This window comes from Thalassospira sp. ABL2_045 (assembly GCF_056161285.1).
On record NZ_JBSWYV010000013.1, the window covers coordinates 28954 to 53545 of the forward strand.

At 53.9% G+C, this 24592-nt stretch carries 23 protein-coding genes; 10 read left to right on the forward strand and 13 right to left on the reverse strand.

Annotated elements, in window-relative coordinates:
- Nucleotides 1–211 precede the first annotated feature (211 nt).
- Nucleotides 212–1909 (forward strand): methyl-accepting chemotaxis protein, encoded by a 1698-nt coding sequence (locus ACXAIA_RS16675; RefSeq protein ID WP_475350318.1) that lies wholly within the window; start codon nucleotides 212–214, stop codon nucleotides 1907–1909.
- A gap of 81 nt (nucleotides 1910–1990) precedes the next feature.
- Here the strand turns inward: ACXAIA_RS16675 and ACXAIA_RS16680 are convergent, their stop codons facing one another.
- From ACXAIA_RS16680 to ACXAIA_RS16710, 7 genes are all read right to left on the reverse strand, one after another.
- Complete coding sequence (locus ACXAIA_RS16680) at nucleotides 1991–2569, reverse strand: YceI family protein (RefSeq protein ID WP_475350319.1); 579 nt, start codon at nucleotides 2567–2569, stop codon at nucleotides 1991–1993.
- Between the two features lies 1 nt (nucleotide 2570).
- Entirely contained in the window at nucleotides 2571–3125 is a 555-nt protein-coding gene (locus ACXAIA_RS16685) for a cytochrome b (protein ID WP_475350320.1), read from the reverse strand.
- A 125-nt stretch (nucleotides 3126–3250) separates the two neighbouring features.
- Nucleotides 3251–3844 carry a YceI family protein gene (locus ACXAIA_RS16690; RefSeq protein ID WP_475346247.1) on the reverse strand — a complete coding sequence of 198 codons (594 nt, stop codon included), beginning with the start codon at nucleotides 3842–3844 and terminating at the stop codon, nucleotides 3251–3253.
- 312 nt (nucleotides 3845–4156) lie between these two features.
- A complete protein-coding gene (locus ACXAIA_RS16695) occupies nucleotides 4157–4606 on the reverse strand; it encodes a DUF2155 domain-containing protein (RefSeq protein ID WP_475350321.1) in 450 nt (149 codons plus the stop codon).
- Nucleotides 4607–4614: 8 nt separating this feature from the next.
- The gene (locus tag ACXAIA_RS16700; protein ID WP_167725297.1) at nucleotides 4615–4857 is read right to left on the reverse strand and encodes a hypothetical protein; all 243 of its coding nucleotides are present in this window, start codon (nucleotides 4855–4857) and stop codon (nucleotides 4615–4617) included.
- Between the two features lie 128 nt (nucleotides 4858–4985).
- On the reverse strand, nucleotides 4986–5438 hold the full coding sequence (gene mlaD / locus ACXAIA_RS16705) for an outer membrane lipid asymmetry maintenance protein MlaD (protein ID WP_475346249.1): 453 nt from the start codon (nucleotides 5436–5438) through the stop codon (nucleotides 4986–4988).
- Nucleotides 5439–5587: 149 nt separating this feature from the next.
- On the reverse strand, nucleotides 5588–5950 hold the full coding sequence (locus ACXAIA_RS16710; protein ID WP_475346250.1) for an NADH:ubiquinone oxidoreductase subunit NDUFA12: 363 nt from the start codon (nucleotides 5948–5950) through the stop codon (nucleotides 5588–5590).
- Between the two features lie 928 nt (nucleotides 5951–6878).
- On the opposite strand from ACXAIA_RS16710, the gene ACXAIA_RS16715 reads away from it, so the two are divergent.
- On the forward strand, nucleotides 6879–10583 hold the full coding sequence (locus tag ACXAIA_RS16715) for a vitamin B12-dependent ribonucleotide reductase (RefSeq protein WP_475350322.1): 3705 nt from the start codon (nucleotides 6879–6881) through the stop codon (nucleotides 10581–10583).
- 107 nt (nucleotides 10584–10690) lie between these two features.
- Here ACXAIA_RS16715 and ACXAIA_RS16720 read toward each other — a convergent pair whose 3' ends face one another.
- Nucleotides 10691–11176 (reverse strand): SRPBCC family protein, encoded by a 486-nt coding sequence (locus ACXAIA_RS16720; RefSeq protein WP_475350323.1) that lies wholly within the window; start codon nucleotides 11174–11176, stop codon nucleotides 10691–10693.
- Nucleotides 11169–11513: an ArsR/SmtB family transcription factor gene (locus tag ACXAIA_RS16725; RefSeq protein ID WP_475350324.1), complete on the reverse strand. Its 345-nt coding sequence runs from the start codon at nucleotides 11511–11513 to the stop codon at nucleotides 11169–11171. Before ACXAIA_RS16725 ends, ACXAIA_RS16720 begins: the two co-directional genes overlap by 8 nt.
- A gap of 134 nt (nucleotides 11514–11647) precedes the next feature.
- Between ACXAIA_RS16725 and ACXAIA_RS16730 the strand changes: the two genes are divergently transcribed.
- Together ACXAIA_RS16730 and ACXAIA_RS16735 are read left to right on the forward strand one after the other, a co-directional pair.
- Nucleotides 11648–12217, forward strand: a complete 570-nt coding sequence (locus ACXAIA_RS16730; protein WP_475350325.1) for an isochorismatase family protein — start codon at nucleotides 11648–11650, stop codon at nucleotides 12215–12217.
- Nucleotides 12218–12360: 143 nt separating this feature from the next.
- Nucleotides 12361–12771, forward strand: a complete 411-nt coding sequence (locus tag ACXAIA_RS16735; protein WP_475350326.1) for a hypothetical protein — start codon at nucleotides 12361–12363, stop codon at nucleotides 12769–12771.
- Between the two features lie 85 nt (nucleotides 12772–12856).
- Here the strand turns inward: ACXAIA_RS16735 and ACXAIA_RS16740 are convergent, their stop codons facing one another.
- Nucleotides 12857–13912, reverse strand: a complete 1056-nt coding sequence (locus ACXAIA_RS16740; protein ID WP_475350327.1) for an AraC family transcriptional regulator — start codon at nucleotides 13910–13912, stop codon at nucleotides 12857–12859.
- 310 nt (nucleotides 13913–14222) lie between these two features.
- Between ACXAIA_RS16740 and ACXAIA_RS16745 the strand changes: the two genes are divergently transcribed.
- A complete protein-coding gene (locus tag ACXAIA_RS16745; protein WP_475350328.1) occupies nucleotides 14223–15050 on the forward strand; it encodes a DODA-type extradiol aromatic ring-opening family dioxygenase in 828 nt (275 codons plus the stop codon).
- Nucleotides 15051–15100: 50 nt separating this feature from the next.
- Nucleotides 15101–15523, forward strand: a complete 423-nt coding sequence (locus tag ACXAIA_RS16750) for a secondary thiamine-phosphate synthase enzyme YjbQ (protein ID WP_475350329.1) — start codon at nucleotides 15101–15103, stop codon at nucleotides 15521–15523.
- 16 nt (nucleotides 15524–15539) lie between these two features.
- Here ACXAIA_RS16750 and ACXAIA_RS16755 read toward each other — a convergent pair whose 3' ends face one another.
- Entirely contained in the window at nucleotides 15540–16160 is a 621-nt protein-coding gene (locus ACXAIA_RS16755; protein ID WP_475350330.1) for a TetR/AcrR family transcriptional regulator, read from the reverse strand.
- A gap of 119 nt (nucleotides 16161–16279) precedes the next feature.
- Nucleotides 16280–17185: a DMT family transporter gene (locus tag ACXAIA_RS16760; RefSeq protein WP_475350331.1), complete on the reverse strand. Its 906-nt coding sequence runs from the start codon at nucleotides 17183–17185 to the stop codon at nucleotides 16280–16282.
- Between the two features lie 272 nt (nucleotides 17186–17457).
- Between ACXAIA_RS16760 and ACXAIA_RS16765 the strand changes: the two genes are divergently transcribed.
- Nucleotides 17458–17925, forward strand: coding sequence for a RidA family protein (locus ACXAIA_RS16765; RefSeq protein ID WP_475350332.1), 468 nt, complete (start codon nucleotides 17458–17460; stop codon nucleotides 17923–17925).
- 133 nt (nucleotides 17926–18058) lie between these two features.
- The gene (locus ACXAIA_RS16770; RefSeq protein WP_475350333.1) at nucleotides 18059–18967 is read left to right on the forward strand and encodes an NAD-dependent epimerase/dehydratase family protein; all 909 of its coding nucleotides are present in this window, start codon (nucleotides 18059–18061) and stop codon (nucleotides 18965–18967) included.
- 19 nt (nucleotides 18968–18986) lie between these two features.
- Here the strand turns inward: ACXAIA_RS16770 and ACXAIA_RS16775 are convergent, their stop codons facing one another.
- Nucleotides 18987–19313, reverse strand: a complete 327-nt coding sequence (locus ACXAIA_RS16775; RefSeq protein WP_475350334.1) for a DMT family transporter — start codon at nucleotides 19311–19313, stop codon at nucleotides 18987–18989.
- 240 nt (nucleotides 19314–19553) lie between these two features.
- On the opposite strand from ACXAIA_RS16775, the gene ACXAIA_RS16780 reads away from it, so the two are divergent.
- Nucleotides 19554–20744, forward strand: a complete 1191-nt coding sequence (locus ACXAIA_RS16780; protein ID WP_475350335.1) for an FAD-dependent oxidoreductase — start codon at nucleotides 19554–19556, stop codon at nucleotides 20742–20744.
- Between the two features lie 216 nt (nucleotides 20745–20960).
- A complete protein-coding gene (locus tag ACXAIA_RS16785; RefSeq protein WP_475350336.1) occupies nucleotides 20961–24572 on the forward strand; it encodes a Dyp-type peroxidase in 3612 nt (1203 codons plus the stop codon).
- Nucleotides 24573–24592 lie beyond the last annotated feature (20 nt).

Below are 24592 nucleotides of genomic sequence, written 5' to 3' on the forward strand. Positions count from 1 at the left end.
GCTTTGCAGCATTTTTCACAAATTTGTTTAGAAACAATTTGTTACACAACACCAAAAAAGAAAAACAACAACCCACCATTGTATTATAATTACTCAATTAATCGCTTGCGCCCTACACTAATGTATATCATCATTTGCGAACATTATGCGTTTTGGGAGTAGCATTTACGAACATTATGCATTTTTTGGGGTGGCATTTGGGGGATTAAAAATGCTGGGGAACCTTAGGATTGGCTACAAAATCGCAGCCTTGTCTATCATCGCGCTGTTGGGCGTTGTCGCCATTGCTGCACTGCAGCTCGCAGAGCTAAGAAGCTCACTTCTTGACGACAGAAAAGAAAAAATACGCTCGACGACAGAGTATGTCGTCGCGATCGCGCAACATTATCAAGACAAAGTCTCTGCCGGGGAATTGACCCAAGATGAAGCAATCTCGGAATTCTATGAAATTGCTGCGTCTGGTAAATATGATGGCGAGATCGGCTATTTCTTTGTCTTTGCCATTGATGGCATGACAGAAATGCATGCAGCCAATCCGGCACTTGAGGGCAAGAACCTTGATGGCCTGCAAGATACAAACGGCACGAACTTCATTCGTGAACTGATCAAGGCTGGCAATCAGCCAGGCGGCGGGTTCTTTTCCTACTACTGGCCAAAACCGGGCATGGACAAGGAACTGACCTTTGAAAAGCTCTCCTATGCCCACCCCCTACCTTGGGGACCGGTGATCGGTACGGGCATCTATATTGATGATGTCGATGCCGCCTTCCGTGAACAGGCCACATTTGTGATTACCATCGGGGCGATCATCTTGTTGGTCATGACCATTGCTGGCGTTGCGATCGGCAAAGACATCACCGGTGGGCTGAAAACACTGGCGGCCCGCATGCGGATCATCTCAAGCGGCGATCTGGATGGCACGATCGAAGGACAGGAGCGTAAAGACGAGGTCGGTGACATGGCCCGCACTGTCGTCTCCTTCCGCGAACAGGCCGTCGAAAACGTCAAGCTGCAGGAAAACCAGCGCGAGCTTGAAGAACAAGCAGAAGCAAATCAACGTGCTGCAGTGATGGAGATGGCGGACTCACTTGATGCCAAGGTCAAAGGACTGATCAGCTCGATTTCGACCTCGATCAAGGACATGCAATCGGCCACCGACGAAATGCGCGGTGCAACCAACATGAACAGCGAATTGTCTGCCGCCGTTGCCTCGGCGACAACCCAGACGTCTGGTAATGTTCAGACCGTCTCGGCAGCAACAGAAGAACTGTCCGCATCCTCTGATGAGATCGCCCAACAGATCGCCAATTCTGCGACCATTGCCAGCCGTGCCAACGAAGAAGCCACGCGGACCAATGAAACGGTCACCGGGCTTTCTGACGCTGCCCAACGTATCGGCGATGTCGCAAGCCTGATTGGCGATATTGCAGAACAGACCAACCTTCTGGCCCTCAATGCCACGATTGAGGCGGCCCGTGCCGGCGATGCAGGCAAAGGCTTTGCCGTGGTCGCAAGCGAGGTCAAAAACCTCGCCAACCAGACCGCCAAGGCGACCGAGGAGATCAACCAGCAAATCCTCGCCGTTCAGAATGAAACCACCGAAGCGGTTGATGCCATCCGCCGGATTTCCGAAACCATCGCCCAGGTCGCGGACAGCTCAACCGCAATTGCCGCCGCTGTCGAGGAACAGCACGCCGCCATCGGCGAAATCTCGCGCAGTGTGCAACAGGCGGCTGACGGCACGCGCGAAGTCTCTGAACGCATCGAGACGGTTAATGACAATGCAGGCAAAGTGTCCTCTGGCACCAACCAGCTTGCCAGCACTGCCGAGAAACTGGTGTCCGAGGCCGTCGCCCTTGATGACGCAGTCGAGGCCTTCCTTGACAATCTGCGCAAGAACGCGTCGTAACACATCACATCAGATCACGAAAAAGCCGCCCCGGAGCTTCTCCGGGGCGGCTTTTCTTCTGGATCGTTAGTGCAGCGCCAATTACGGGCGTTTGGCTTCGATCTCGATTTCGATGGTGACCGGATCACCGACCTGGGATGTATCGGCCCACTGGCCCTGCCCGACGCCAAAGTCGGTACGGTTGATCGTCACAGATCCCTTGGCTTCGGCCTCGTTGCCTTCGATCTCAAGATCGAACGGCAAGGTCACTTCGCGGGTGACATCGCGGATCGTCAAATCGGCAACCGCTTCATATTTGCCCGGCGCGATTTCTTTAAAGGACTTGGTGGCAAACTTTGCCGTCGGCCATTGTGCCGCGTCAAACCAGTCGGGTGAGACGATTTGACTGTCGCGATCAGCATTCTCGGTATCGGCGGACGCAATATCAATCAGCACCTCGACCGAGGAACCGGCAAGATCATCGGGTGAAAACACGATCTCGGCAGTAAAAGATTTGAATTCGCCCTCGAACTCGGCACCGAGCTGCGTACCGGTGAATTCGATTTCGCTGTCATTGGCCTCAACCACCCATGGGTCGGCTGCCTGTGCCGCGCCGGAAAAACCGGCAAGCGTTGTGGCAAGGGCCAAGGCGGGCAGCATTTTGCGTTTCATCTGAAACATGTCAGTTTTCCTCGAGTTTGCCGGGCAACATGCGGCGCAACGTGGCATCGCGATCCCATAAATGATGTTTGAGTGCGGCGAGAATATGAACACCAACCAATCCGGCAATCGCCCAGGACAGCAACCAGTGCGCTGTGCGCAATGTGTCAAACAGTTCCTGATCGGGCGAAACAAGGTTTGGCAGGGTAAACAGGCCAAACACACTGACCGGGTAGTTTGCCGCTGATGACATGGTCCAACCGGTCAAAGGCATGGCAAACATCAGCAAGTACAAACCCAGATGCCCGGCCTTTGCCGCCAGCCGTTCGATCTGCCATTTGCCAAGTTCTTCAGGTGTCGGTTCGCTATGGCGCCAGATCACACGCAGGATCACAAGCGCCAGCACCGTCACACCAAGCGACTTGTGGCGCGATATCCATTCAAGCTTTTCCATGCCGAGCGGCAGGAAATCCATATACCAGCCGATGGAAAATACGCTGATCACCAGAAGCGCCATCACCCAGTGGATGGTCTTGGTCACCGCGCCAAAGGCCTGCTTTGTACTGCGAAGTGTCATAACCGGCTTCCCTCACTGCCAGCCCGGATTGTTCCGGGTCCTACCCAATTTTGTCCGGGCCTAAAATATGATGTGCGCCGCAGCACACTTGCCACAGCGCACATCTTACACCCGGTGAGACAGAATTACTTCTGTTTCAGGAACTCGGAAGAAATCTGAAGTTCGACTTCGTCACCAACACCGCCGACAAGGTAATCCATGCCGTATTCCGAACGGGTCACGGTACCGGTTGCCGAGAAGCCAACAACCGAGTCACCGGTCATCGGATGTTCGCCTTCACCGGTCAGGGTGACGTCAAGAACCAGCGGCTTGGTTTCACCAAGGAAGCTCAGATCACCGGTAACGGTTGCCCCATTTTCGCCAACAAGCTCGACCGAGGTGCTGGTGAAGGTTGCGGTCGGGAAGCTTTCAACATTGAAGAAATCAGCCGTCTTCATGTGGTTATCAAGCGCTTCAACACCGCTATCGATCTGGTTGAGATCGATGGTGATGGTCGCTGAGGATGCCGACGGATCTTCACGATCAAGGGTCAGCTCACCGGTCGTACCGGCAAAACGGCCCTGGAAGTTGGAAAAACCAAGATGGTTGACGATGAAGATCACGCTGGTGTGGGTCGGATCAAGTTTGTAGGTATCCGCCGCCTGGGCTGAGAAAGCCGCACCCGAAAGACCTGCAGCAATGGTCAGCGCAACGCCAGCTTTTTTAATCGACTTAAACATTTTCATTTCCCTCATGTTCACAAGGTGCAGACGAACGCTGCACCACAATAAATCGTCAACTGAAGATGACAGGCGCACCGCTTGCCCTCAAGCCAGCGAAACCGCAACATATATTTTCGTTTAGGGAAACAATCACAAAAACATCTGCCATATTCTTGACAATTTTGGCCCAATCATCGCGAACGCCTTGGCCTTGCGAATAGCTGTTTTCCGCCATTTGGTGATGTCAAACGGGGTAAAGTCCACAAAAAAGCTGACCGCAATTGCGATCAGCTTGTTTCCAATCCGGACCTGATTGGCGTCCAGTTGGGCTTATGGCTGCTCCGGTGCAGCCTGACCTTGCGGTGCGGATTCGCCGCCCTCGCCCTCAGAGCTGGCCGGGCCAAGGCATTCCTTGAGCCACACGTCATAGACCGGATGTTCAAGCGCTGACAGCCCCGGGCTTGAAGCAAACATCCAGCCAGAAAACAGTTGAGTGCGCGTGGCATTGCCATCATCGCGAATGTCGGCAATATCAAGGAAAGTCGCGCTTTCCGGGCGTTCTTCCGGTGGTGTGCGGAAACAAGCATCCACCCGAATTTCGAGCGTCCCGAAACTTGCCGTGCGCCCGACGGGCACCTCAAAAGTCGAAATCCGTGCGGTAATCTTATCAAGCCCCTGCAGTTGGGCGACCGGGGCCGGGCGATAATCAAGCGCCGAAGACGCTGCTCCGATCATTGCACATGTCGAACAAATCGCGGCAATCGCAAAGGATCGTTTCATTGTGGTCTTCAGTCCTGTTTATCGCTTTTGTCATAAGGATTATGCAGTTCGGCCACCAGATCGCGCATCACATTGCGAAACTGTTCTTCGTCACAGCCCATCAGAAGCGCATCTTCCAGCGCATCCTGCATGATTTCGCGCAGTTCGCCGAAATTGTCATTGAGAACCTTGATCTTTTCCACACACGAAAGCGGCGAACCATCGCTTGCCTGCCAGGTGGGGAAGTGATCAACATTTTCGGTCTTTTTCATCAACCGCTCCGACATTCTGTGCAAGGCAGGGTTTACGTTGCTCGCCCTGCCCTTGCGGCCTATCTGCATCAAACCTTGCGGGGCAAACCCGGCAAAATCATGGCCGTAAATCACCGATCCGCGATGGCTTAATTTTCGCTGTTGGTCGAGGAATAGATCACCTGACCAATCAGGTCTTCAAGATTGACCGAACCTTGGGTGTATTCGATCTCGCCACCGGCCTCGATCATGTCGATATCCCCGCCCGGCTCAAGCGCAACAAACTTGCCACCCAGCAATCCGTCGGAGGCAATCTTGGCTGAGCTATCAAGCGGCAGCGCCAGATTGGGCTGCACCGACATTTTGACAACCGCCATATAGGTATCGGGATCCAGTTCCTGTGCGGTTACCGTACCGACCTTGACCCCGGAAACACGGACGTCATTACCGACAACAAGACCGTCGATACGGTTGAAGCTGGCCATGATTTCATAGCCTTCCACCGTATTGATCCCGGCGCGTGAATAGGAATAGGCCGCAAATCCGACCGCAATCGCGATCACGGCAGCACCGGCAATGGTTTCAATCAGTCTGTTGCTCATAGACCTTATCCAATTTGTATCTCATTGATACGTATATTGTATTGCGCGGCGCCAAAACACAACCGCTCAAAACGCGTCAGATATATCCCAAACACAAACGGGCGCGAGTTCCCCCCGCGCCCGCTTGAAATCGGAATTCTTTTGGCTGATCAGCCTTCCGGCGACCAGGCCTGATAATCACCCGTCGCCTCCGGGCGTTTGCCACCACTATATTCGTGGCCTTTCGGGCGATAGGCATGCTTGGTACCCGTCAGGTTCGGCAGGTGATCTTTCTGCCAGTCATACCGGTCTTCGGCCTTGTCAGACAGCGGCGCATCAACGGTGTAATGCAGCCAGGCATGCCATTCAGCCGGAACTTTCGATCCTTCGACGACACCTTTGTAAACAACCCAACGCTTGGTGCGGCGACCCTTTGCCGGAGTCTTTTCGGTGTAATAGGTATTGCCGAAACGGTCTTCGCCAACGCGCTTGCCAAACAGCGCAGTATAAATACGGGTGCCGACGGTGGCCATGTTGGGTCTCTCTCCAGATCTGGTTTGTCCGCCTGAATTTCGGGAAGGCGGCAAAAGGCATCACAGGGCGACACGGTGATACACCCTGTTAATCAAGTGACTTATATGTCGTGATGTGCGGGGAAAGTCAATGTTTCAAGCCGCCCGGAAGGCAAACTGATCAACAAAACCCATGGCATTGCGTCGAATGCGAAATCGATACGTGTTCAGGGTGACTTTTGGCGTCTTAAAACAACCCACAACTGCTTGTGGGGCGACGACTCTTTGATCCCCCTACATCTGGGGCCTTTATCCACCCCGTTATCCACAAACCGCCCCATATATGTAGTAGGCCGCAAGCCTTGTCCTTCCTGCATTTGCGCCTGCAGCAAAAAGAAGACTTTAATATAAATATCAAACTGTTATCATTGGCTTCCATGCTAGGAAAAACAACGAAACGCCGCGTTTTTCGCTTCGCACTGGAAATGGAATGAAAACGGCGTTAGCTTGATCCTGCGTTGTGTAGGTTTACCTCGTTACCACACAATATGTAGTCCGATTCTTTGGACCGACACACAATCACGCTGCGACACAAAGCGCAGTTTTCCGGGCCTCCCGGACCGATTCAGAGATTGTTAACGAGAATCCCTCCAGCATCGAATCAGCAAGACCGCACCTAGCCCACTACATGTTGTGGTAAAAATTACTGTCAACCACAAAGATTAGTGGACTGTGGCGAAATTTTGCCGTTATATTCCTTCCCACGGACCGGCTGGTTCCAAGGGGGGACCACACCACCGACCACCCATAATTGCGACGCTCTGGAAATGCCGGAAAATATCGGCATCGGGGGCAGCGCAAGAGCATTGAGCAAACTATATAAAGTCAGGCGATGTTGGCGCATCACCCGAAAGCGCCCTGTCACGTCTGATCACAACCGGAGCAGACCATGCGGATCACCAGAAAGTTCACTCAGGAAGGCGTCAGCCCATACGCCGATATCGAATTTCGTAAGCTATCCTCCGTCATCAAAAACCCGGATGGTTCCGTTGTTTTTGAGATGAATGACGTTGATATGCCCGCCTCCTGGTCGCAGGTGGCGAGTGACGTTCTGGCACAGAAATACTTCCGCAAGGCTGGCGTTCCGGTTGCGCTCAAACCGGTCAAGGAAAAGGACGTGCCGTCCTGGCTGTGGCGTCAGACCGCTGACACTGCCAAGCTCGACAAAATGCCGGCTGAAAAACGCTACATCAGCGAAACCAGCTCGACCCAGGTCTTTGACCGTCTGGCAGGCACCTGGACCTATTGGGGCTGGAAAGGTGGCTATTTTGACGCCGAATCCGATGCGCAGGCCTTCTTTGATGAAATGCGCTATCAGCTTTCCCACCAGATGGGTGCACCGAACTCTCCGCAGTGGTTCAACACCGGTCTGCATTGGGCTTATGGCATTGATGGCCCGGCACAGGGTCACTCCTATGTTGATTTCAAAACCGGCGAACTGACCAAATCTTCCAGCTCGTACGAGCATCCGCAGCCGCATGCCTGCTTCATTCAGTCCGTTGCCGACGACCTCGTCAACGAAGGCGGCATCATGGACCTTTGGTCACGTGAAGCGCGTCTGTTCAAATTCGGATCGGGTACCGGTTCGAACTTCTCCAATGTTCGTGGCGGCGGTGAAAGCCTCTCGGGCGGCGGTCGTTCGTCGGGCCTGATGAGCTTCCTGAAAATCGGTGACCGTGCTGCTGGCGCCATCAAATCGGGCGGCACCACCCGTCGTGCTGCCAAAATGGTTGTGGTCGATATCGATCACCCAGACATCGAAGAATATATTGATTGGAAAGTCGTCGAAGAGCAGAAAGTTGCTGCCCTCGTCGCCGGATCCAAGCTGGCTGAAAAGCACCTTACCGCTGTTCTGAAAGCGTGCAGCAATTGGGATGGTGATGCAGAATCCGAAGACCGCTTCCTGCCGCGTGCCAACCCGCAGCTCAAAGAAGCTGTGCTGGGCGCCCGCGCCGTGATGATCCCGGATTCCTACATCAACAAGATCATCGAATTCGCCCGTCAGGGCTTCACTGAAATCAGCTTCAAGACCTATGACACCGATTGGGATTCCGAAGCATATCTGACCGTTTCGGGTCAGAACTCGAACAACTCTGTGCGTGTCTCGAACGACTTCCTGCAGGCTGTTCTTGATAACGGTGACTGGGAACTGATCCGTCGTACGGATGGCAAAGTTGCCAAATCGATCTCGGCCCGCGATCTGTGGGACAAAGTCGGCGAAGCTGCCTGGGCTTGTGCGGATCCGGGCATCCAGTACGACACCACGATCAACGAATGGCACACCTGCCCGAACTCGGGTCGCATCAATGCGTCCAACCCGTGCTCGGAATACATGTTCCTTGATGATACCGCATGTAACCTTGCATCGCTCAACCTGATGAACTTCCGTTCTGATGATGGCGGCGTGGATATCGAGGCCTACGAACATGCTGTCCGTCTGTGGACTGTGGTTCTGGAAATCTCGGTTCTGATGGCACAGTTCCCGTCTGACCGTATTGCGGAACTGTCCTATCGCTACCGCACCCTTGGTCTTGGCTATGCCAACATCGGCGGCCTGCTGATGAGCATGGGCATTTCGTATGACAGCGACGAAGGCCGTGCGATTGGCGCGTCGCTGACCGCAATCATGTGTGGCGTATCCTATGCGACCTCGGCCGAAATGGCTGGCGAACAGGGTCCGTTCCCGGGCTATGGCGACAACGCCGACGAAATGCTGCGCGTCATGCGCAACCACCGTCGTGCCGCTTATGGCGAGCAGGAAGGCTACGAAGGCCTGTCGATCAACCCGGTTCCGCTGGTTGCTGCCGATAGCCCCTATGCCGACCTTCCGGTTGCAGCCCGTGCAGCTTGGGACAAGGCGGTCGAGCTTGGTGAAAAGAACGGCTACCGTAACGCCCAGACCACCGTTATTGCCCCGACCGGCACCATCGGCCTGGTCATGGATTGCGACACCACCGGGATCGAGCCGGACTTCGCACTTGTGAAGTTCAAAAAGCTTGCCGGCGGCGGTTACTTCAAAATCATCAACCGCACCGTTCCGGTTGCGCTTGCAACGCTCGGCTATACCGAAAACCAGATCCGCGACATTGAAAAATACGCGGTTGGTCGCGGTACGCTCAAAGGCTCGCCTGCCATCACCCATGATGACCTGAAAGCCAAGGGCTTTGACGACGAAGCCATTGCCAAGGTTGAAGGTGCCCTGAAGAACGCATTTGACGTCAAATTCGTCTTCAACAAATACACCTTTGGCGATGATTTCTGCGTCAACACGCTGGGTCTTGATGCCAAGGCGATCAACAGCATGGACTTTGACATGCTCGCCGCCCTTGGTTTCGACAAAAAACAGATCGAAGCAGCCAACACCTATGTTTGTGGTGCGATGACCCTTGAAGGTGCCCCGCATCTGCGCGACGAAGACCTGCCGGTCTTTGATTGTGCAAACCCGTGCGGCCGTATCGGCAAGCGCTACCTCTCGGCAGAAAGCCACATCCGCATGATGGCCGCGGCGCAGCCGTTCATCTCGGGTGCGATTTCCAAAACCATCAACATGCCGAGCAGCGCGAACATCCAGGATTGTAAAGACGCTTACATGCTGTCCTGGCGTCTGGGCCTCAAAGCCAACGCGCTCTACCGTGATGGTTCGAAACTCAGCCAGCCGCTCAACTCCGCACTGGTGGAAGAAGACGATTACGCAGATCAGCCGACCGCGGCCAAGGCAGCCCAGGCGTCCGAGCAGATCGTCGAGAAAATCATCGAACGCGTTGTTCGTGGCGACCGTCGCTCCCTTCCGGGCCGCCGCAAAGGCTACACCCAGAAGGCCACCGTTGGCGGTCACAAGGTTTACCTGCGCACCGGCGAATACGAAGACGGCAAGCTTGGTGAAATCTTCATCGACATGCACAAGGAAGGCGCTGCTTTCCGCTCCCTGATGAACAACTTCGCAATCGCGGTGTCCATCGGCCTGCAGTATGGCGTGCCGCTCGAAGAGTATGTCGAAGCCTTCACCTTCACCCGCTTCGAGCCGTCCGGCATGGTTTCGGGTAACGATGCGATCAAGATGGCAACCTCCATCCTTGATTACATGTTCCGTGAACTGGCGATCTCCTACCTTGGCCGTAACGACCTCGCCCACGTTCAGCCGTCCGACATCCTGCCGGATGCGGTTGGCGAAGGTGTCGCCGAAGGTGACCTTGGCGAAGCCGCCGAGAAAGCTGGCGATCCGGCGATTGAAACCATCCGCAAGGTGGCATCAAGCGGCTTTGTCCGTCGCAACCTCTATGTGGTTGATGGTGGTGTCCCGGCCGAGGAACGCGTTGTCGAAGTCAAATCGACCGGCACCGATGGCCACAGCCACACACCGGAAACCGCAAGTGCGACCACAGTCACCACGACCACCACGACCGAGGCGGCTGCGATCCTGTCCACCAGCGAAGAAGTCATCGCCAAAACCGATGACAAGATGGACAAGATCCGCGAAGCCCGCATGAAAGGCTATGAAGGCGACGGCTGCCCGGATTGCGGCAACTTCACCCTGGTGCGCAACGGCACTTGCCTGAAATGTGACTCTTGTGGCGCGACCACCGGTTGCTCCTAAGGGCTTAAGCCCTTCAGAAGAATTGACGCAATAAGCAAAACGGCCGGGGAAGTCCCCGGCCGTTTTGCATTATTTCACTTGAATGACGGACAATCTTCTGACGCAATCTAGCCTGTAGTTCCCGCTACCACGCCAAGCTTGTCAAAGGCTTGCATCCAACCACCACCTGCCGCACTCCCTTCTGGCACACCGGCATGGATCATCGTCATGATGGTTTTCCCACCTTCAGAACGTAAATCCACGGTAACTTCTGTTACATCCGGGGTTCCCTCAGGCATTCCCATACTCTGCGCAGATATTATGACGCCGTTCGCATCACACATACTCTCGGTATAGACAAGGCGATCTGGTGCTCGCACTTCCTTGAAAACACCGATAAACCACATTTGAACACTACCGTTCGGTCCTGCCATTTCCATACAAATTTTGCGGACGCCACCAACAGAAACATCCATCTCGACAACGGGTATTTTGGCACTATTGGGGCCGTACCACTGTTTGAACAATTCCGGATCCGTCCACATTTGCCAAACACGATCAGTATCGGCATCAAATTCACGTTCAATACGTAGCCAACCTTGCTGATCAGTCATATTCCGTGCCCTTTTCCTTCAAAACCAGCTCATCAATCTTGTCAAACCTTGTACTCCAGATATTTCTGTATTGATCCGCCCAGTGTACAACCGCTTCCAGCGTGGCGGAGTTCAAAGTGCACGGCCGAAACTGCGCGTCCTTGCCACGGCGCACCAAGCCGGCACGCTCGAGTACGCGAATGTGTTTTGATATCGCCGGAAGGCTCATATCAAACGGTTCCGCTAGCTCATTGACCGTCGCCCCCCCCTCAACGAGCAAATCTAGCATCTGCCGTCGGGTGGAACTGGCCAGTGCGCTGAAGATGAGATCAAGCTGTTTTGCTTCAGTTTCAGTCATACCCCAATTAATAAACCATTTAGTTAATTAATCAATTGGTTTAATTCTGAAGGTATCATTTCATGAATGAAATTAGTAGGATTCCGAAAACTGCGACCACTAATGACCGCAAACTAGCTGGAAAAACTCGAACCATGTCTGCTCTTGCCATTGATTTGGATACCGCTCTCATTGTCCTCGATGTGCAAAAGGCCATCGATGATCCGCGCTGGAACAGCAAAAACAATCCCGATTACGCCGACGTCATCGCAAAACTTTTGGCAGAGTTTCGTGCGGCAAGCCTTCCGATCGTTCATATCCGCCACGAAGAAACCAACCCGGCTTCAAGTTTCTATGTCGATGGCCCGGGACAGCCGTTCAAGGACGAAGCCCTGCCCCTGGATGGTGAAACCGTCATCGCCAAGCAGCAAAACTGCGCCTTTGTCGGAACGTCACTGGAAAAACACCTCCATGATCGCGGCATCAAGCGCCTGATCTTTACCGGTGTGGTCATCCACAATTCAATGGATGTCACCATTCGTTTGGGCCATTGCCTTGGCTTTGAAAACTGGCTCGTGCTTGATGCCACCACGGCAATTGATATGCGAGATGCCAATGGCAAAACCTTCGCCGCGCAGGATGTGTTTGATCTTTATGCCACGGTTCTGGCCTCGGAATATTGCCAGCTGACAGAGAGCTCCGCGGTGATCGCCGCCCTCCCCTGACCGGGAAACGCACCCAAAAACAGTGTTTTGGCACTGCCGGTCAATAAACCGGCACGCCCTGCACAGTCCGCAGCATAGTATCCGCTATTCTCAAGCATGGGTACAAACCGCTGATCAAGTAGATCAGTCATGCGGAGGGTGTGATGAAATCATCCGAAACGACTAACTCGGGCATCAAACAGGGCCGCGTTTCCGTGCAGACGGAATATCGCAGGTTTTTGCATGCCCATCTGCTTCCTGTTGTGATTATTGCGCGCGATACGCCCGATCTTGCCCGCCTGATGGGGGCGTATATCGGGCGGGCGCGCCTGGCCTTGTTGCCAGACTGGGCCTCGACCACAAAGCTTATCAAATCACTTTGCGCCAACCATATCGGAATTCTTGCGGTTCTCGGCTTCCCCGACAACCCGGCATCCATCCCGCTTTCGGCAAGACATGCAAATTCAAATGCAGATGTGACATCCGCGCCAAATAATGCGCCGGATATGTCCCCCCGCACATCTGCCACGGGCATGCGTCGAAACGGTTTGGCGCCGACTGAAACTGTTGCCTGATCCGTGTGTGCAGCACGGTAAAAGATGAAGGGGCCTGATCTCGCGTCCCCCCAAACAACCTGATCAAAGCTCTGTTGATCAGGTTTTAGGCAAGCGCATGCAGCCAGTTCTCATAGCGCTTGTCGAGTGCCCCTTCATCACGGTGGCGTGCATGCGGTGAAATACCCGCACGCACATCCCCCGGCGTAAGGCCATATTTTGTGCGAAACGCCCGGATAAAACCGGCATCCGTCTCATAGCCGCACTCAAGCGCGATATCATAGATCGAACGCTTGCCCTGCATCGGGTCCCCCAGAACCTTGAGCGCATGGCGCAACCGCATATCGCGCAGATACTGATTAACCCCGCCATGTTTCTTGAACAGGCGATAAAGGTTTGATCGCGACAGGCCAAGATCATCCGCCGCCGTTTCTGCATTCAAATCTGGCGATAACAGGTGTTCACGGAAATAGCGCCGGATCATCACGCTCTTTTCGATGTCGTGCCGCATCGACTGGTTCGCATTTGTCTCGCCCGTTGCACCATTCAAACAGGTCGCCAGCAACATGACGATGGTTTGCTGTAATACGTTTATCTGACCGTCGTCCAGTTGATCGATATAGCGATGCATCGACAGGATCTGGTTAAACAGCATCCCGACCAGCGGGTCACGTTCTGAGAGAAAACGCAGGTTGTGACCTTCGGGATCGGTCAGATGATCCTCGACCAGACGCCGGGGCAGAAATAGATGCAGGGAATTGAACTGCTCACTGGCCTGGGCTTCGGTCCGCTGCGACAGATCAAGCAACAGCAACCCGCCGGGTTGAAGCACCTCGCCACCAAGGCCGATATCGGATTTTACCCCGCCATCGGTGTAAAGCTGGACGTTATAATGATCCATACCATCGGCTGCGATCATCTGGGCCGTGCGCGAAAAGCTTTGTGAACAGCTTTGCGCCTCAACCATCATCAGGTCGCGATGGCGCCAGGAATCAAGATTGGCAACGAAGCCGTCTGCACGCATCCTGCGGTCCGCATCCACGCTATAGATGCAGTTGATGCTTTCTTTCCAGATCTCGAACTGTTTGGCACTGGGCAAATCACGCAAGGAAAAGCGTGACCTTTCAAGCACCGTGCTCTTGGGCGATCGTTGTTGCGTCATACCTTGACAGCTTTAATCAGAAAATCATTCTTAGTTTCACAATGCGCCTCTTCCGGTTGATTATCAAGCACCTTTAAATTCGCATAATATTATGAAAAGCAAATGCATATATAATAATTCCTCCAGAAACAAACGAAAGTCCTTCTGAAAAATCACGAAACTATGCGACCGGTATTCCCCCGCCAATGTTTCCTTCCGGGTAACAAAAATAGCAAATGGCAACACACTGTTGCCAAACCGTGACTGGTCAATATCCCCGATGCGGCGCATATTCATATCAAATGATTGAATAACCCATCGAGGTTTTCCCATGACGAACACAGCTTCAAACACCGGCAGCAGCGCACAAAGCCTTGCGCCGATCTTCATTTCCCACGGATCGCCGATGGTGGTGGCGCGTCAAAGCACGCCGGCCTTCCACTTCTTTGTCGATGAACTCTCGAAAATGACCGATGGCGTGCGCGCCATTCTGATGATTTCCGCCCACTGGCAGGCCGCCGCGCCGACGATCTCGACCGCCGCCAAGCAGGAAACCATCCATGATTTCTACGGCTTCCCTCGTGCGCTTTATGATCTGCAATATGCCGTTGATGGCGCCCCGGAAATGGCGCGCGAAATCGCCGAGGAAATCGGCATTGATACCGACGCTAACCGCGGCCTTGATCACGGTGCCTGGATGCCGATGTACCTCGCCCGCCCCAATGCCGACATTCCGGTCTTTCAGCTTTCCATGCTGGGCCATGGCAATGCGCGCGATCATTATGAACTGGGTAAAAAGCTGCGCAAACTGGGCGAGAAAGGCATTCTTGTCCTTGCCAGTGGTGCCATGACCCACAATCTGCGCGCGCTTGATTTCAACGAAGGCCCGCCGCAGACTTGGGCAACCAATTTCACCGACTGGATGCTCAAAAAGATCGAGGCGGGCGATATCAACGCCCTGCTTGATTATCGCGATACCGCGCCGGGCGCCAAAATGGCCCATCCCGAGGACGACCACCTGATGCCGCTTTATGTTGCGCTGGGTGCCGCCCCCGAAGGCTTTGCTGCCAAGGTCCTACATAACAGTTACGAGTTCGGCAACCTTGCCATGACCGCCCTTCGCTTCTACGATCAGAGTGAGCTCAAAACTGCGGCCTGACGGCGGTTCTTCTTTGTGATCCCGTCCGGCCCCAAGCCGGACGGAGTTCCATGCTTTCACAAGACCAAACAACCCTTGAAATCCCCACCAACGGTCAGGGATTGTACGAAATCACCGAACCGGTCCAGTCATGGGTGGCTGAAACCGGTCTTGTGCGCGGGCAACTGACCGTTTTCGTCCGCCACACATCCGCCAGCCTGACCATTCAGGAAAATGCAGACCCGGATGTCCGGCTCGATCTTGAAAGCTTCTTTGGCCAACTGGTACAGGAAAATCCCAGCCTCTATCGCCACACCTGCGAAGGCCCGGATGATATGCCCGCCCACATCAAATCAGCCCTGACCGATGTGTCGCTGACCATCCCGGTTTCAAACGGCCGCGCCGTACTTGGCACTTGGCAGGGCGTTTATCTGTTTGAAAATCGCCGCGCGCCCCATCATCGCAAGGTCACCCTGCATCTGATTGGAGAATAGCTGGCGACCTCCGGGATTAGGCCGCCTGTTCCGACGCGGATACCCAAAGCCCTTTCACCTGAATCTCAAGCAGTTCGCGCAATGTCGCGCACATGTCTTCGCAATCGAAATTCTGCGTGCTGAAATGCTCGTGAATGGTGAAGAGAAACAGCGCCATCAGGGTCTTCTGTATAAGATAAGGCGGCAAGTCCGGGTTAAGCTCCCCCGAAAGCTGCGCCTCTTCAATCAGCGCCTGAACAGCAGCAACCAGCCCGCTGCTTTCCATGACGGAATGCACAGCGCCCTTTCTGGGCGAAAACACGATCTGCTGCATGATCACTTGCCACAAACCGGGATTAAGCCCGACCTGCGTAAACCGGTAGGACGCAATATGCATGACTTTATCAACAAAGGACCATTCCGGGTCCATGGTATAAAGCCCTTTTTCAATGGCCTCCGCCATTTGCGCGCCCACACAGCAAATGAGCAACTCTTCCTTGGTCGGAAAGTGATTGAAAATCGTGCCTTCGGCAACGCCGGCCTTCTTGGCAATCTCGCGCGTTGGCACGGCATCAAAGGCCCCACTGCAAAAACATTCCCGTGCCGCATTAAGGATCTTTTGCCGGGTTTCTTCACGTTGCGCAGTCCGAATATTCATCAACACCCCCTAAAATGAGCACACTCATTGAGTATACTCATTAAAACAGTATAAGGCGGATGTCAATTCCCACAGGTTACAACCGCACCTAAAGAATGCTCGTTATCAGACTGGAAACGTCAGGCAGCCGCCCGGGCCTGTTTTCTGGCCCGCTTGCTGGCCCGCAACCCCAGAAGGCTGTGAATGACAAGGGTGCTGATGACGACCGATCCGCTGATCAGGGTCATCTCGTCGGGCACTTCATTGACAAACACCCAGACCAGAAACGATCCAAAGATCGCCTCATTAAGCATGATCAAGCTGACTTCTGCCGCCGGAATTTTGCGCGAAGCATAAGCAATCAAAAGGAATGACGCCGGTAACACCCAGAAACCCATCAACAAAAGCCAGATCCAGTCTGCCCCGATTGGCGAAAACGGCTCAGCACCTGGCAACAACACCAGCGAGACGACAAAAGACCCAAACAGCATGCCCTTGATCGCATCGACATCAGACTTGGCCCCCAGCACGTTGAAATAACCCGCCATGCAGATCGACGCCCCAAGGGCCAGCATATCACCCAGCGCATTTGCTCCGCCAAACCCGGCACTAAACAGGCTGAGCAACGCAACAAACACCACAACCGATGCAATCCAGGTCCGCATCGGTTGGGAACGTTTGAAAATAAACACCCCGATCAACCCGGCCAGAAGCGGCGTCGCGGCGATAATGATCAATGTATTGGCCGCATCGGTATTGCGCACCGAAAACATGAAAAGCGTGCAGGTCCCGCCGTAAAACAGCCCGGTCAGCATTTCATATCTGCTGGGCCGGATGGATTGCACAATGCTCTTGCCCTGCTGCGCCCCATTCCAAAGCGCAACACCCAAAAGCGCCATGCTCAAAAAGCCCATCCGCCAGAACGCGGTTGTAAAATCATCGGCTTCTATCAGACGCAGCAAAAGCGCATCCGGCGACAGGATCAAAACCCCCAAAAGGGCAATCCAGCCACCATGCACATGCCTCATCTGATCCCGTAACGCCATCTGATCCAACCTTTTCGCGGCATGCGCCGCGCCAATACGACAAAAAACAAAGCAGCACGCGGTATGCTGTGCTGCCGAGGCCCCATTGTTACGGGCCTTTCCCCTTATGGCAATTCGATTTTTTTCAACAGTTCTTGAATGGGTTTCGGGCCCGTGCCCGCCCCGCAGATCCGGCGATTGCAGCGATACAAAGAAATGGTTTTGTTTGCCCGCCAACCCCGATAAGTTGGGGGCAAATTTGAACATCTGCCACGCAACAAGGATGGATCATCATGGCTGGTAAAATCGACGCCCATCTCGCCAATCTCGGCATCACGCTTCCGACCGCAACCGCCCCGGTGGCGAACTATGTGCCCTATGTGGTTTCCGGCAATCTGGTCCATATTTCCGGTCAGATCACCATGGAAAATGGCGAACTGAAATTCGTCGGCAAACTTGGTGCGGATTATGACGTCGAAACCGGTCAGAAAGCTGCGCGTCTTTGCGCACTCAACCTCGTCGCACAGCTGAAAGCCGCCATCGGCGATCTCGACAAGGTCACCCGCGTTGTCAAACTGAACGCATTCGTCAATTCCGCCCCCGACTTCACCGATCAGCCCAAAGTCGTCAATGGCGCCTCTGACATCATGGTCGAAATCTTTGGCGATGTCGGAAAACATGCCCGCTCGGCCGTTGGCGTTGCCGCCCTGCCACTCGGCGTTGCGGTTGAAATTGACGGCATTTTCGAAGTCGCCAACTGATTTCACTGCCGCCAAATCATCAAGGCCGGGCGGATCTGCCCGGCTTTTTTATGCCCGGCCACCACCTTGTTCTTGACCTTAACCGGGGTTGAGGTCGGACAAGACCGCATCACATCCATCGCGGAGGAAGAAAATGCGCGTCTTTGTCACCGGTGGAAGCGGTCAGATCGGATCGGCCATTATTGAAAACCTGATCGATCATCAACACGATGTGCTGGCACTTGCCCGCTCGGATGCCAGCGGCACCATGCTGGCCAATCTTGGCGCAACGCCGATCATGGGCGACATAACAAACCCCGCTGCGTGGGTCGGGAATTTGCCCCCTGTCGATGCGATCATTCACACCGCCTGCACCTTTGGCGATGACATGGCCGAAACCGACCGCGTCCTGCTTGATCACCTGATCTCCGCCGCCCGTGACATGCCCGGCCCTGTGCGCTTTGTCTATACCGGCGGCACGTGGCTCTTTCCACGGACTAGGCCCGGTGAGGCCATTGATGAGAGCTGCCCATTCGATCCCTTGCCCGATTTTCAATGGATGTGTGCGGGCATTGATCGGGTGCGCGGCAATGACGAGATTGATGGCATCATCATTCATCCCGCGTGTGTTTACGCCAACGGGCGGCATGGACACTACGGGATGCTGTCGCGCCATATCGAAACCGCACGCAGCGAAAACCGCGTCACGGTTATCGGTGGCTCCGATATCACCCTGCCGATGATCCATGCGGATGATCTGGCGGACCTCTATCGCCGGGCTCTGTGCGACGCCCGGCCCAAATCATCCTGGTTCGGTGCGGCCATCAATGGCATGAGCAACCACCGCCTCGCCCAATTGATTGCACAACAGTTCGGGGGCGACGATTGCAAGATCGAGACGATCAGTACCCAAACCGCCATGGACCGCTTTGGCAGTTGGGCGGCGGGCCTTGCCCACCATCAAGTCATGGAAAATCACGCTGCCCTGCGCGACCTTGGCTGGTCACCGAAGCACCTCGATCTCGCGGCTGAGATCAAATCAATGGCAAAACCGGCTTCATGACGCGCCAAAGTTAACGGCGTTAACTTTCCGTACTGATGGTCTTAAGTCCAACCACCCCGGCAATGATCATCAACAGGAACACAGCCTTAACCGCCGCCATCGGCTCCTTGAGGAACAGCCAGCCGATCAGTGCAACCGACGCGGTCCCAAGCCCGGCCCACACCGCATAGGCAGTCCCCACCGGAATAATGCGCAACGTCATCGACAGGAACCAGAAGCTGAGCCCATAAACCCCAAGGCTTAGAACCGTGAAACGCCAATCGGTAAATCCGTTGGAAAATTTCAGCGATATCGTCCCGATCACTTCAAGACTGATCGCAACAAACAGAAATACCCAGGCGAGCATCTTTGACGTCCTTAACTGTAAGGGGTGGTGGCGGCAGGCATTTCCAAAGTGGCCGAAAACGCTCTTTGGGGCAATCCCCACGCCAAACGGACAAAATCACCTTGCTGTAATCTGGATCAAACCCGCGCCAATTTGATTGCGTATAGTAACGCAACAGGGCACATTGCCCGGCATGGATTAATGGCGATGGCAGCACAGATCTGGGCCGCCATCCCCGGCCAAGAAACAGGATAAACAGTCATGATCGAAACCGATATTCTGATTGCAGGCGGCGGCATCGCCGGAATGAGTGCTGCGGCACGTTTTGCGGCAGATGGCCATCAGATCGTGATTGTCGACCCCGCTCCTGCCGATATCGGCGAAGGCACGGATTTGCGCACCACCGCTTTCCTTGAGCCGGGCATCGAAACCCTTAAAAAGGCTGGCGTATGGGATGCCATCAAACCGACCGGTGCGGAACTGCGCGTCATGCGGATTGTCGATGCCGGCGGCACGGAACGCACCCCGCGTGAAACCGCCGACTTTGATGGCGCGGAAACCAAGAACGGCTTCTTTGGCTGGAATGTCTCGAACAAGGCCGCCCGTGTCGCCCTGATGGCGCGCCTGGCGGAACTGGACAATGTCGATTTCCGCTTCTCGACCAAGGTGACGGCTTTCAAAAGCACCGCACGCTACGGCGAGGCAAAGCTGTCAGATGGTCAGACCGTACAGGCCAAAGTCGTGATCGCAGCAGACGGTCGCAACTCGTCGCTGCGTGACATGGCCGGGATCAAATACAAACGCTGGGCCTATGATCAAAGTGCTTTGGTCTTTGTCGTCACCCACGACAAACCGCATGACAGCATCTCGACCGAAATTCATCGCACCGGCGGTCCGTTGACGCTCGTCCCGATGCCCGATCTTGATGGCAAACCCTGCTCATCGGTGGTCTGGATGGTCCCGGCCAGCCGCGCCGATGAACTGAACGCCATGAGCGACGAGTCCCTATCAGCCGACATCACCAAGGACACCATGAACCTGTTTGGCCCGCTGACCGTCGCAAGCCCGCGCGCCGTCTGGCCGATGATCTCGCAAGTGCCATCGCGCCTGATTGCCGCGCGCCTTGCATTGATTGCGGAATCCGCCCATGTCGTGCCGCCGATTGGCGCACAAGGGTTGAATATGAGCCTGCATGACATCGAAACCCTGGCCGAACTGATGGCCAAGGCCAAACTGCACGGCGAGGATATCGGCGCAACCCCGCTTCTGAAATCCTATGAACGGCGCCAACTACCGAAAACCGTGGCCCGCGTCGGCGGCATCGACTTGCTTAACCGCGCATCCATGTTCGAACCCAAAACACTCCGCGACCTGCGCTACGCCGGCCTCACCGCCATCAACCGCATCGGCCCGTTTCGCAAACTCGCCATCAAGGTCGGCGTGGGCAAATAGGCCGCCGCAGAGCAAAATCGTCTGTAAAACCTGACATTTTATGCGCTTTGCCGAAGACCCTCTTCATGGTCTTCGGCAAATCTAGTATGCCGTACTGTACCTCTGGCAGGCATGCATACAAAAAGAGTAACAAGTCCATCATCAATCAACTATTGATCGAAATCGCAATAGATATATGATTTCTATTAGATAGAAATTATATGGGGACGATTTCAAATGCTGAAGAATGGTCAACCGCATCCAGACGAAACGCAGACGCCCAATATTCTCCTTGCACAGGACGGCATCCCGTTTTTCCCCGAATACGCACATTTTGTGACACTTTTTCTGAAGCATGACAGACGCGATTGCCGCGATCACTGGTCTCACGCTGCAAAAGAAATCAAACAGAAATGCGCACAACTTAAGGACCATACGGTTTGTATTTGTGGTGTTGATTATAACCTTTGGGAAGAGTGGTGTGACCAACATGACATGCCCTATCCCGTTGGGATCACCGGCAAAGAAGGCCTGGACCAGGAACCATTTTCAGATACCGGCGGGCAGCTCTGGTTTCATATAAAAAGTGATAACGTCAAAAATTGTGACCTGATAGCAAAGGATATCTTGCATTCCTTTGAGCTGTTAATTGATCATTCCATTCAAACGACTGCAGAAAAACGCAAGGAAGGTAAGGTTTTCGCCGAACGTTTCCGTGACGCCATGGTTAACCCTGTTGACCCGATCAACATCTCGGAAAGATGCACTATCGGTAATTCAGACGCCTATTACCGTGGCGGGGCTTATGTCATCCAGCAAAAATTCAAACACAATTGGTCACGTCTCGACGATATGTCGATGATCGAGAAAGAAGACATGGTTGGACGCAACCATGACAACACAATTGTCCCGATGCCCGATGATCGCAGCCACATCAAATGCGTGCGCCAACTCAATGGAGAACGTGTAACCCAACGCATTCTCCGTCAAGCCATACCTTATGGTTTCGCGCCAGAGGGAGGCGGGCGCGAAGAAGGCGTTTATTTCGTGGCCTATGCAGATAGTGGAAGTGTCTATAACGAATTGATTAAAAACATCGTTGGCACAAAAAAGGGTTTTGTGAAGGACAAACTTCTTAGCAATAGCCACGCAGAATCTGGCAACTTTTGGTTCATCCCCCCCTCACGGTTTATCGATGATCAATCCAGCAAAGCAAATCTTGATGTTCCGCTAAACGACTACTTCGATCTGCGCAGCCAGAACGGCTACATGTTCTACAATAACCGTGATTACCTTCATAAAGTCCAGAAGGTGAACGGAACCGGTGTCGACGCGGTCAGCGACCGGATAATGGTCTTGCTGGGCCAGACCTTCAGTCGCTGGAACGATACATGGCAAAAACCATGTGACATGCCATATATCGGCCATTTGAACGACTATCTGGCAGAACCACAATGGAGCGAATTTTCACACATTGGCCAAAGCGCGTCAGCACCCCTGCGCAAAGGGCTTGCCATTAAAATCAGTCTTTCTGATGTGCTTCGCCGTGAAGAGTTCCGTGACAAGGCAAAACTGTTTAACATCAAGCCTTACGAAATTATTGTTGGCAACCTGCCCCCTTTGACACTCGGCAGCGGAACTCAGGTTATGGAGTACCTGACCGAGGACGAGAAAATCCAGGGTTTCTTTGGCATGCTGAATGAATATTCGGCAACGGGCCACAACATCCCCAATTATCACAAGGCCCTGCGGCTTGGTGTCCGAGGGCTTCTGGACGAGGCGAAGACAAAGCTCTCGGATGCCACCGTCAGCACAAAAGACTTTTATCAGTCTGTTGTGTGGGCTTTGGAAGGTTTGCAAAACTTTATTTCTGGATATGGCGCGCTGGCGCGGCAAGCCATGGATGAAACGCCAGATGAAAACATATCCCTGAAACAGGTGTATCGCGAAATCGCAGAGCGTATGGAAAGGCTAGCCAATCATAAACCCGATGGCTTCGTTGACGGTCTGCAGCTCGTATTCCTGATCAATTGCTCATTGCATCAAACAGGCGAACCCATGTCACTGGGCCGCCTGGATCAGTATTTGATTGATGCCTACCAGCATGACATCGCTGCAGGCAAGATCACACGCAGTGCAGCACAGGAGGCGATTGACGCCTTCTGGCTAAAGATGGACGAGACTGTTCTGTATAATCGCCAGAACATGAAAGACTATCTGACATATGGCACAGGTGCTGTCTTTTACTCTGCTGGCAACTTCCCGCAAGGTTCCGCCCTTAACCAGTGGGTTCAGCAGGTGACGCTTGGCGGTTACCTGCCAACAGAGGATGCTGAACCCGAAGACGGTTGCAACGAGCTCACGCTGCTTTGCTTACGCGCCGCACGCAGGTTGCCCTTGAACGCCCCATGTGTTTCCTTGCGTGTACATCGCAAAATGGACTCTGAGCTTCATCAGGAAATCATCGCTGAGGCGGGAAAAGCTATATTGTCAGGTGGCGCTCATCCAATCCTTCTCAACGACGACAAGCTTTGCACCGCACTGAAAAACAGCGGACCTCTGACCACCGCCAACTCACGTGATTATGTCTGCGATGGCTGCTATGAACCCATCATTCAAGGGAAAAGTGAATGGGCGTTCAGCTATGTTCCCATTCTTCCCGTGGTCGGCATGGCGATGAACCAGGGGGCAACAATAGCTGGCGCAGGATGGGTTCATTTGCGTGGCCTTAAAAATGGTTGGAATTCTCCGCCTCCCGAAGACATCCATTCCTTCGAGGAATTTCTCGACATTTTCTTTACCCAATACAAATGGCAGATCAATGCATTCTACAATTCGCTGATGAATTCCTACGGCGATCTCTGGCCGATCTGCCCGAGCCCACTCTTCTCTTCCATGACAGATGGCTGCATGGAAACAGGTCGTGACATGACCAATGGCGGGGCCGACTATCACATCGTTGCACCAATGATGTGCGGAATTACCAATGCCATTAACGCGCTCTATGCCATCAAGAAGATGGCATTTGATAAAGAAACCGCTGTCACCGATCTCAGTGAGTTGCGTCAAGCTCTGTTCACCAATTGGGGCCTGAACATGCAAGAACCCTTCCACAATGTTCTTGCTGGGCCGGTCCGCGCCGAATCCAAAGCTCTACGTTATAAAGAACTACGCGCACATGCACTGGCTTTGCCCAAGTTTGGAGAAGGCAAATCCGACGAACTTAAACATCTGGGCGAACAGGTTGTTGGTAAATGCGTTCAGATCATCCGCGACGGGATCGACAATCCCCTTCCTTCCATCAAGGCCGCTTACGACAAGCTAAAGGAAACATACAGCCTGCCCGACAAAGAGTTTGCGTTCACAATCACACCTGGTGTCGGTACATTTGAGGACAATCTTGGACTTGGTTTTACTATGGGTGCATCAGCGGATGGCCGGATAGAAGGCGAAACGATTGCGGATGACTTCTGCCCTTCACCAAGCCCGGTAGATATGCCACCGCAATCACAGAACCATGATTTGGTAAAAGGCCTTAAAGACTGGAACACTGACCCGATCAATTTCGGTCTGTCGAACGCATCTCCAATTGATCTCAACATTGAAGAGAACTTCGGTCTCGAGAACGTAAAAGACGTTATTCGCATGTTTGCAGACAGTGAGATCGGCTCGAACCTGATCACAATGACAACGGCTGATCCGGACACCTATGCAAAGTCACTAGTCTATCCGGAAAAGTATGACCTTGTGCGGGTTCGTCAGGGAGGGTGGAGTGAGTTCTATATCGCCATGTTCCCCGAACACCAAAATTACATCGCGCGACGTCCTTACTACAGCATCAAGCATTAAACGTTGGGCACTGGTCATTC

What these genes read in the sequence shown, in the direction of transcription:
- ACXAIA_RS16685 (WP_475350320.1), bottom strand. Translation starts at nt 3,125, where the DNA reads ATGACACTTCGCAGTACAAAGCAGGCCTTTGGCGCGGTGACCAAGACC.
- ACXAIA_RS16745 (WP_475350328.1), top strand. Translation starts at nt 14,223, where the DNA reads ATGACGAACACAGCTTCAAACACCGGCAGCAGCGCACAAAGCCTTGCG.
- mlaD (WP_475346249.1), bottom strand. Translation starts at nt 5,438, where the DNA reads ATGAGCAACAGACTGATTGAAACCATTGCCGGTGCTGCCGTGATCGCG.
- ACXAIA_RS16755 (WP_475350330.1), bottom strand. Translation starts at nt 16,160, where the DNA reads ATGAATATTCGGACTGCGCAACGTGAAGAAACCCGGCAAAAGATCCTT.
- ACXAIA_RS16730 (WP_475350325.1), top strand. Translation starts at nt 11,648, where the DNA reads ATGTCTGCTCTTGCCATTGATTTGGATACCGCTCTCATTGTCCTCGAT.
- ACXAIA_RS16740 (WP_475350327.1), bottom strand. Translation starts at nt 13,912, where the DNA reads ATGACGCAACAACGATCGCCCAAGAGCACGGTGCTTGAAAGGTCACGC.
- ACXAIA_RS16750 (WP_475350329.1), top strand. Translation starts at nt 15,101, where the DNA reads ATGCTTTCACAAGACCAAACAACCCTTGAAATCCCCACCAACGGTCAG.
- ACXAIA_RS16710 (WP_475346250.1), bottom strand. Translation starts at nt 5,950, where the DNA reads ATGGCCACCGTCGGCACCCGTATTTATACTGCGCTGTTTGGCAAGCGC.
- ACXAIA_RS16775 (WP_475350334.1), bottom strand. Translation starts at nt 19,313, where the DNA reads ATGCTCGCCTGGGTATTTCTGTTTGTTGCGATCAGTCTTGAAGTGATC.
- ACXAIA_RS16780 (WP_475350335.1), top strand. Translation starts at nt 19,554, where the DNA reads ATGATCGAAACCGATATTCTGATTGCAGGCGGCGGCATCGCCGGAATG.
- ACXAIA_RS16680 (WP_475350319.1), bottom strand. Translation starts at nt 2,569, where the DNA reads ATGTTTCAGATGAAACGCAAAATGCTGCCCGCCTTGGCCCTTGCCACA.
- ACXAIA_RS16690 (WP_475346247.1), bottom strand. Translation starts at nt 3,844, where the DNA reads ATGTTTAAGTCGATTAAAAAAGCTGGCGTTGCGCTGACCATTGCTGCA.
- ACXAIA_RS16770 (WP_475350333.1), top strand. Translation starts at nt 18,059, where the DNA reads ATGCGCGTCTTTGTCACCGGTGGAAGCGGTCAGATCGGATCGGCCATT.
- ACXAIA_RS16785 (WP_475350336.1), top strand. Translation starts at nt 20,961, where the DNA reads ATGCTGAAGAATGGTCAACCGCATCCAGACGAAACGCAGACGCCCAAT.
- ACXAIA_RS16765 (WP_475350332.1), top strand. Translation starts at nt 17,458, where the DNA reads ATGGCTGGTAAAATCGACGCCCATCTCGCCAATCTCGGCATCACGCTT.
- ACXAIA_RS16720 (WP_475350323.1), bottom strand. Translation starts at nt 11,176, where the DNA reads ATGACTGATCAGCAAGGTTGGCTACGTATTGAACGTGAATTTGATGCC.
- ACXAIA_RS16760 (WP_475350331.1), bottom strand. Translation starts at nt 17,185, where the DNA reads ATGGCGTTACGGGATCAGATGAGGCATGTGCATGGTGGCTGGATTGCC.
- ACXAIA_RS16695 (WP_475350321.1), bottom strand. Translation starts at nt 4,606, where the DNA reads ATGAAACGATCCTTTGCGATTGCCGCGATTTGTTCGACATGTGCAATG.
- ACXAIA_RS16725 (WP_475350324.1), bottom strand. Translation starts at nt 11,513, where the DNA reads ATGACTGAAACTGAAGCAAAACAGCTTGATCTCATCTTCAGCGCACTG.
- ACXAIA_RS16715 (WP_475350322.1), top strand. Translation starts at nt 6,879, where the DNA reads ATGCGGATCACCAGAAAGTTCACTCAGGAAGGCGTCAGCCCATACGCC.
- ACXAIA_RS16675 (WP_475350318.1), top strand. Translation starts at nt 212, where the DNA reads ATGCTGGGGAACCTTAGGATTGGCTACAAAATCGCAGCCTTGTCTATC.
- ACXAIA_RS16735 (WP_475350326.1), top strand. Translation starts at nt 12,361, where the DNA reads ATGAAATCATCCGAAACGACTAACTCGGGCATCAAACAGGGCCGCGTT.
- ACXAIA_RS16700 (WP_167725297.1), bottom strand. Translation starts at nt 4,857, where the DNA reads ATGAAAAAGACCGAAAATGTTGATCACTTCCCCACCTGGCAGGCAAGC.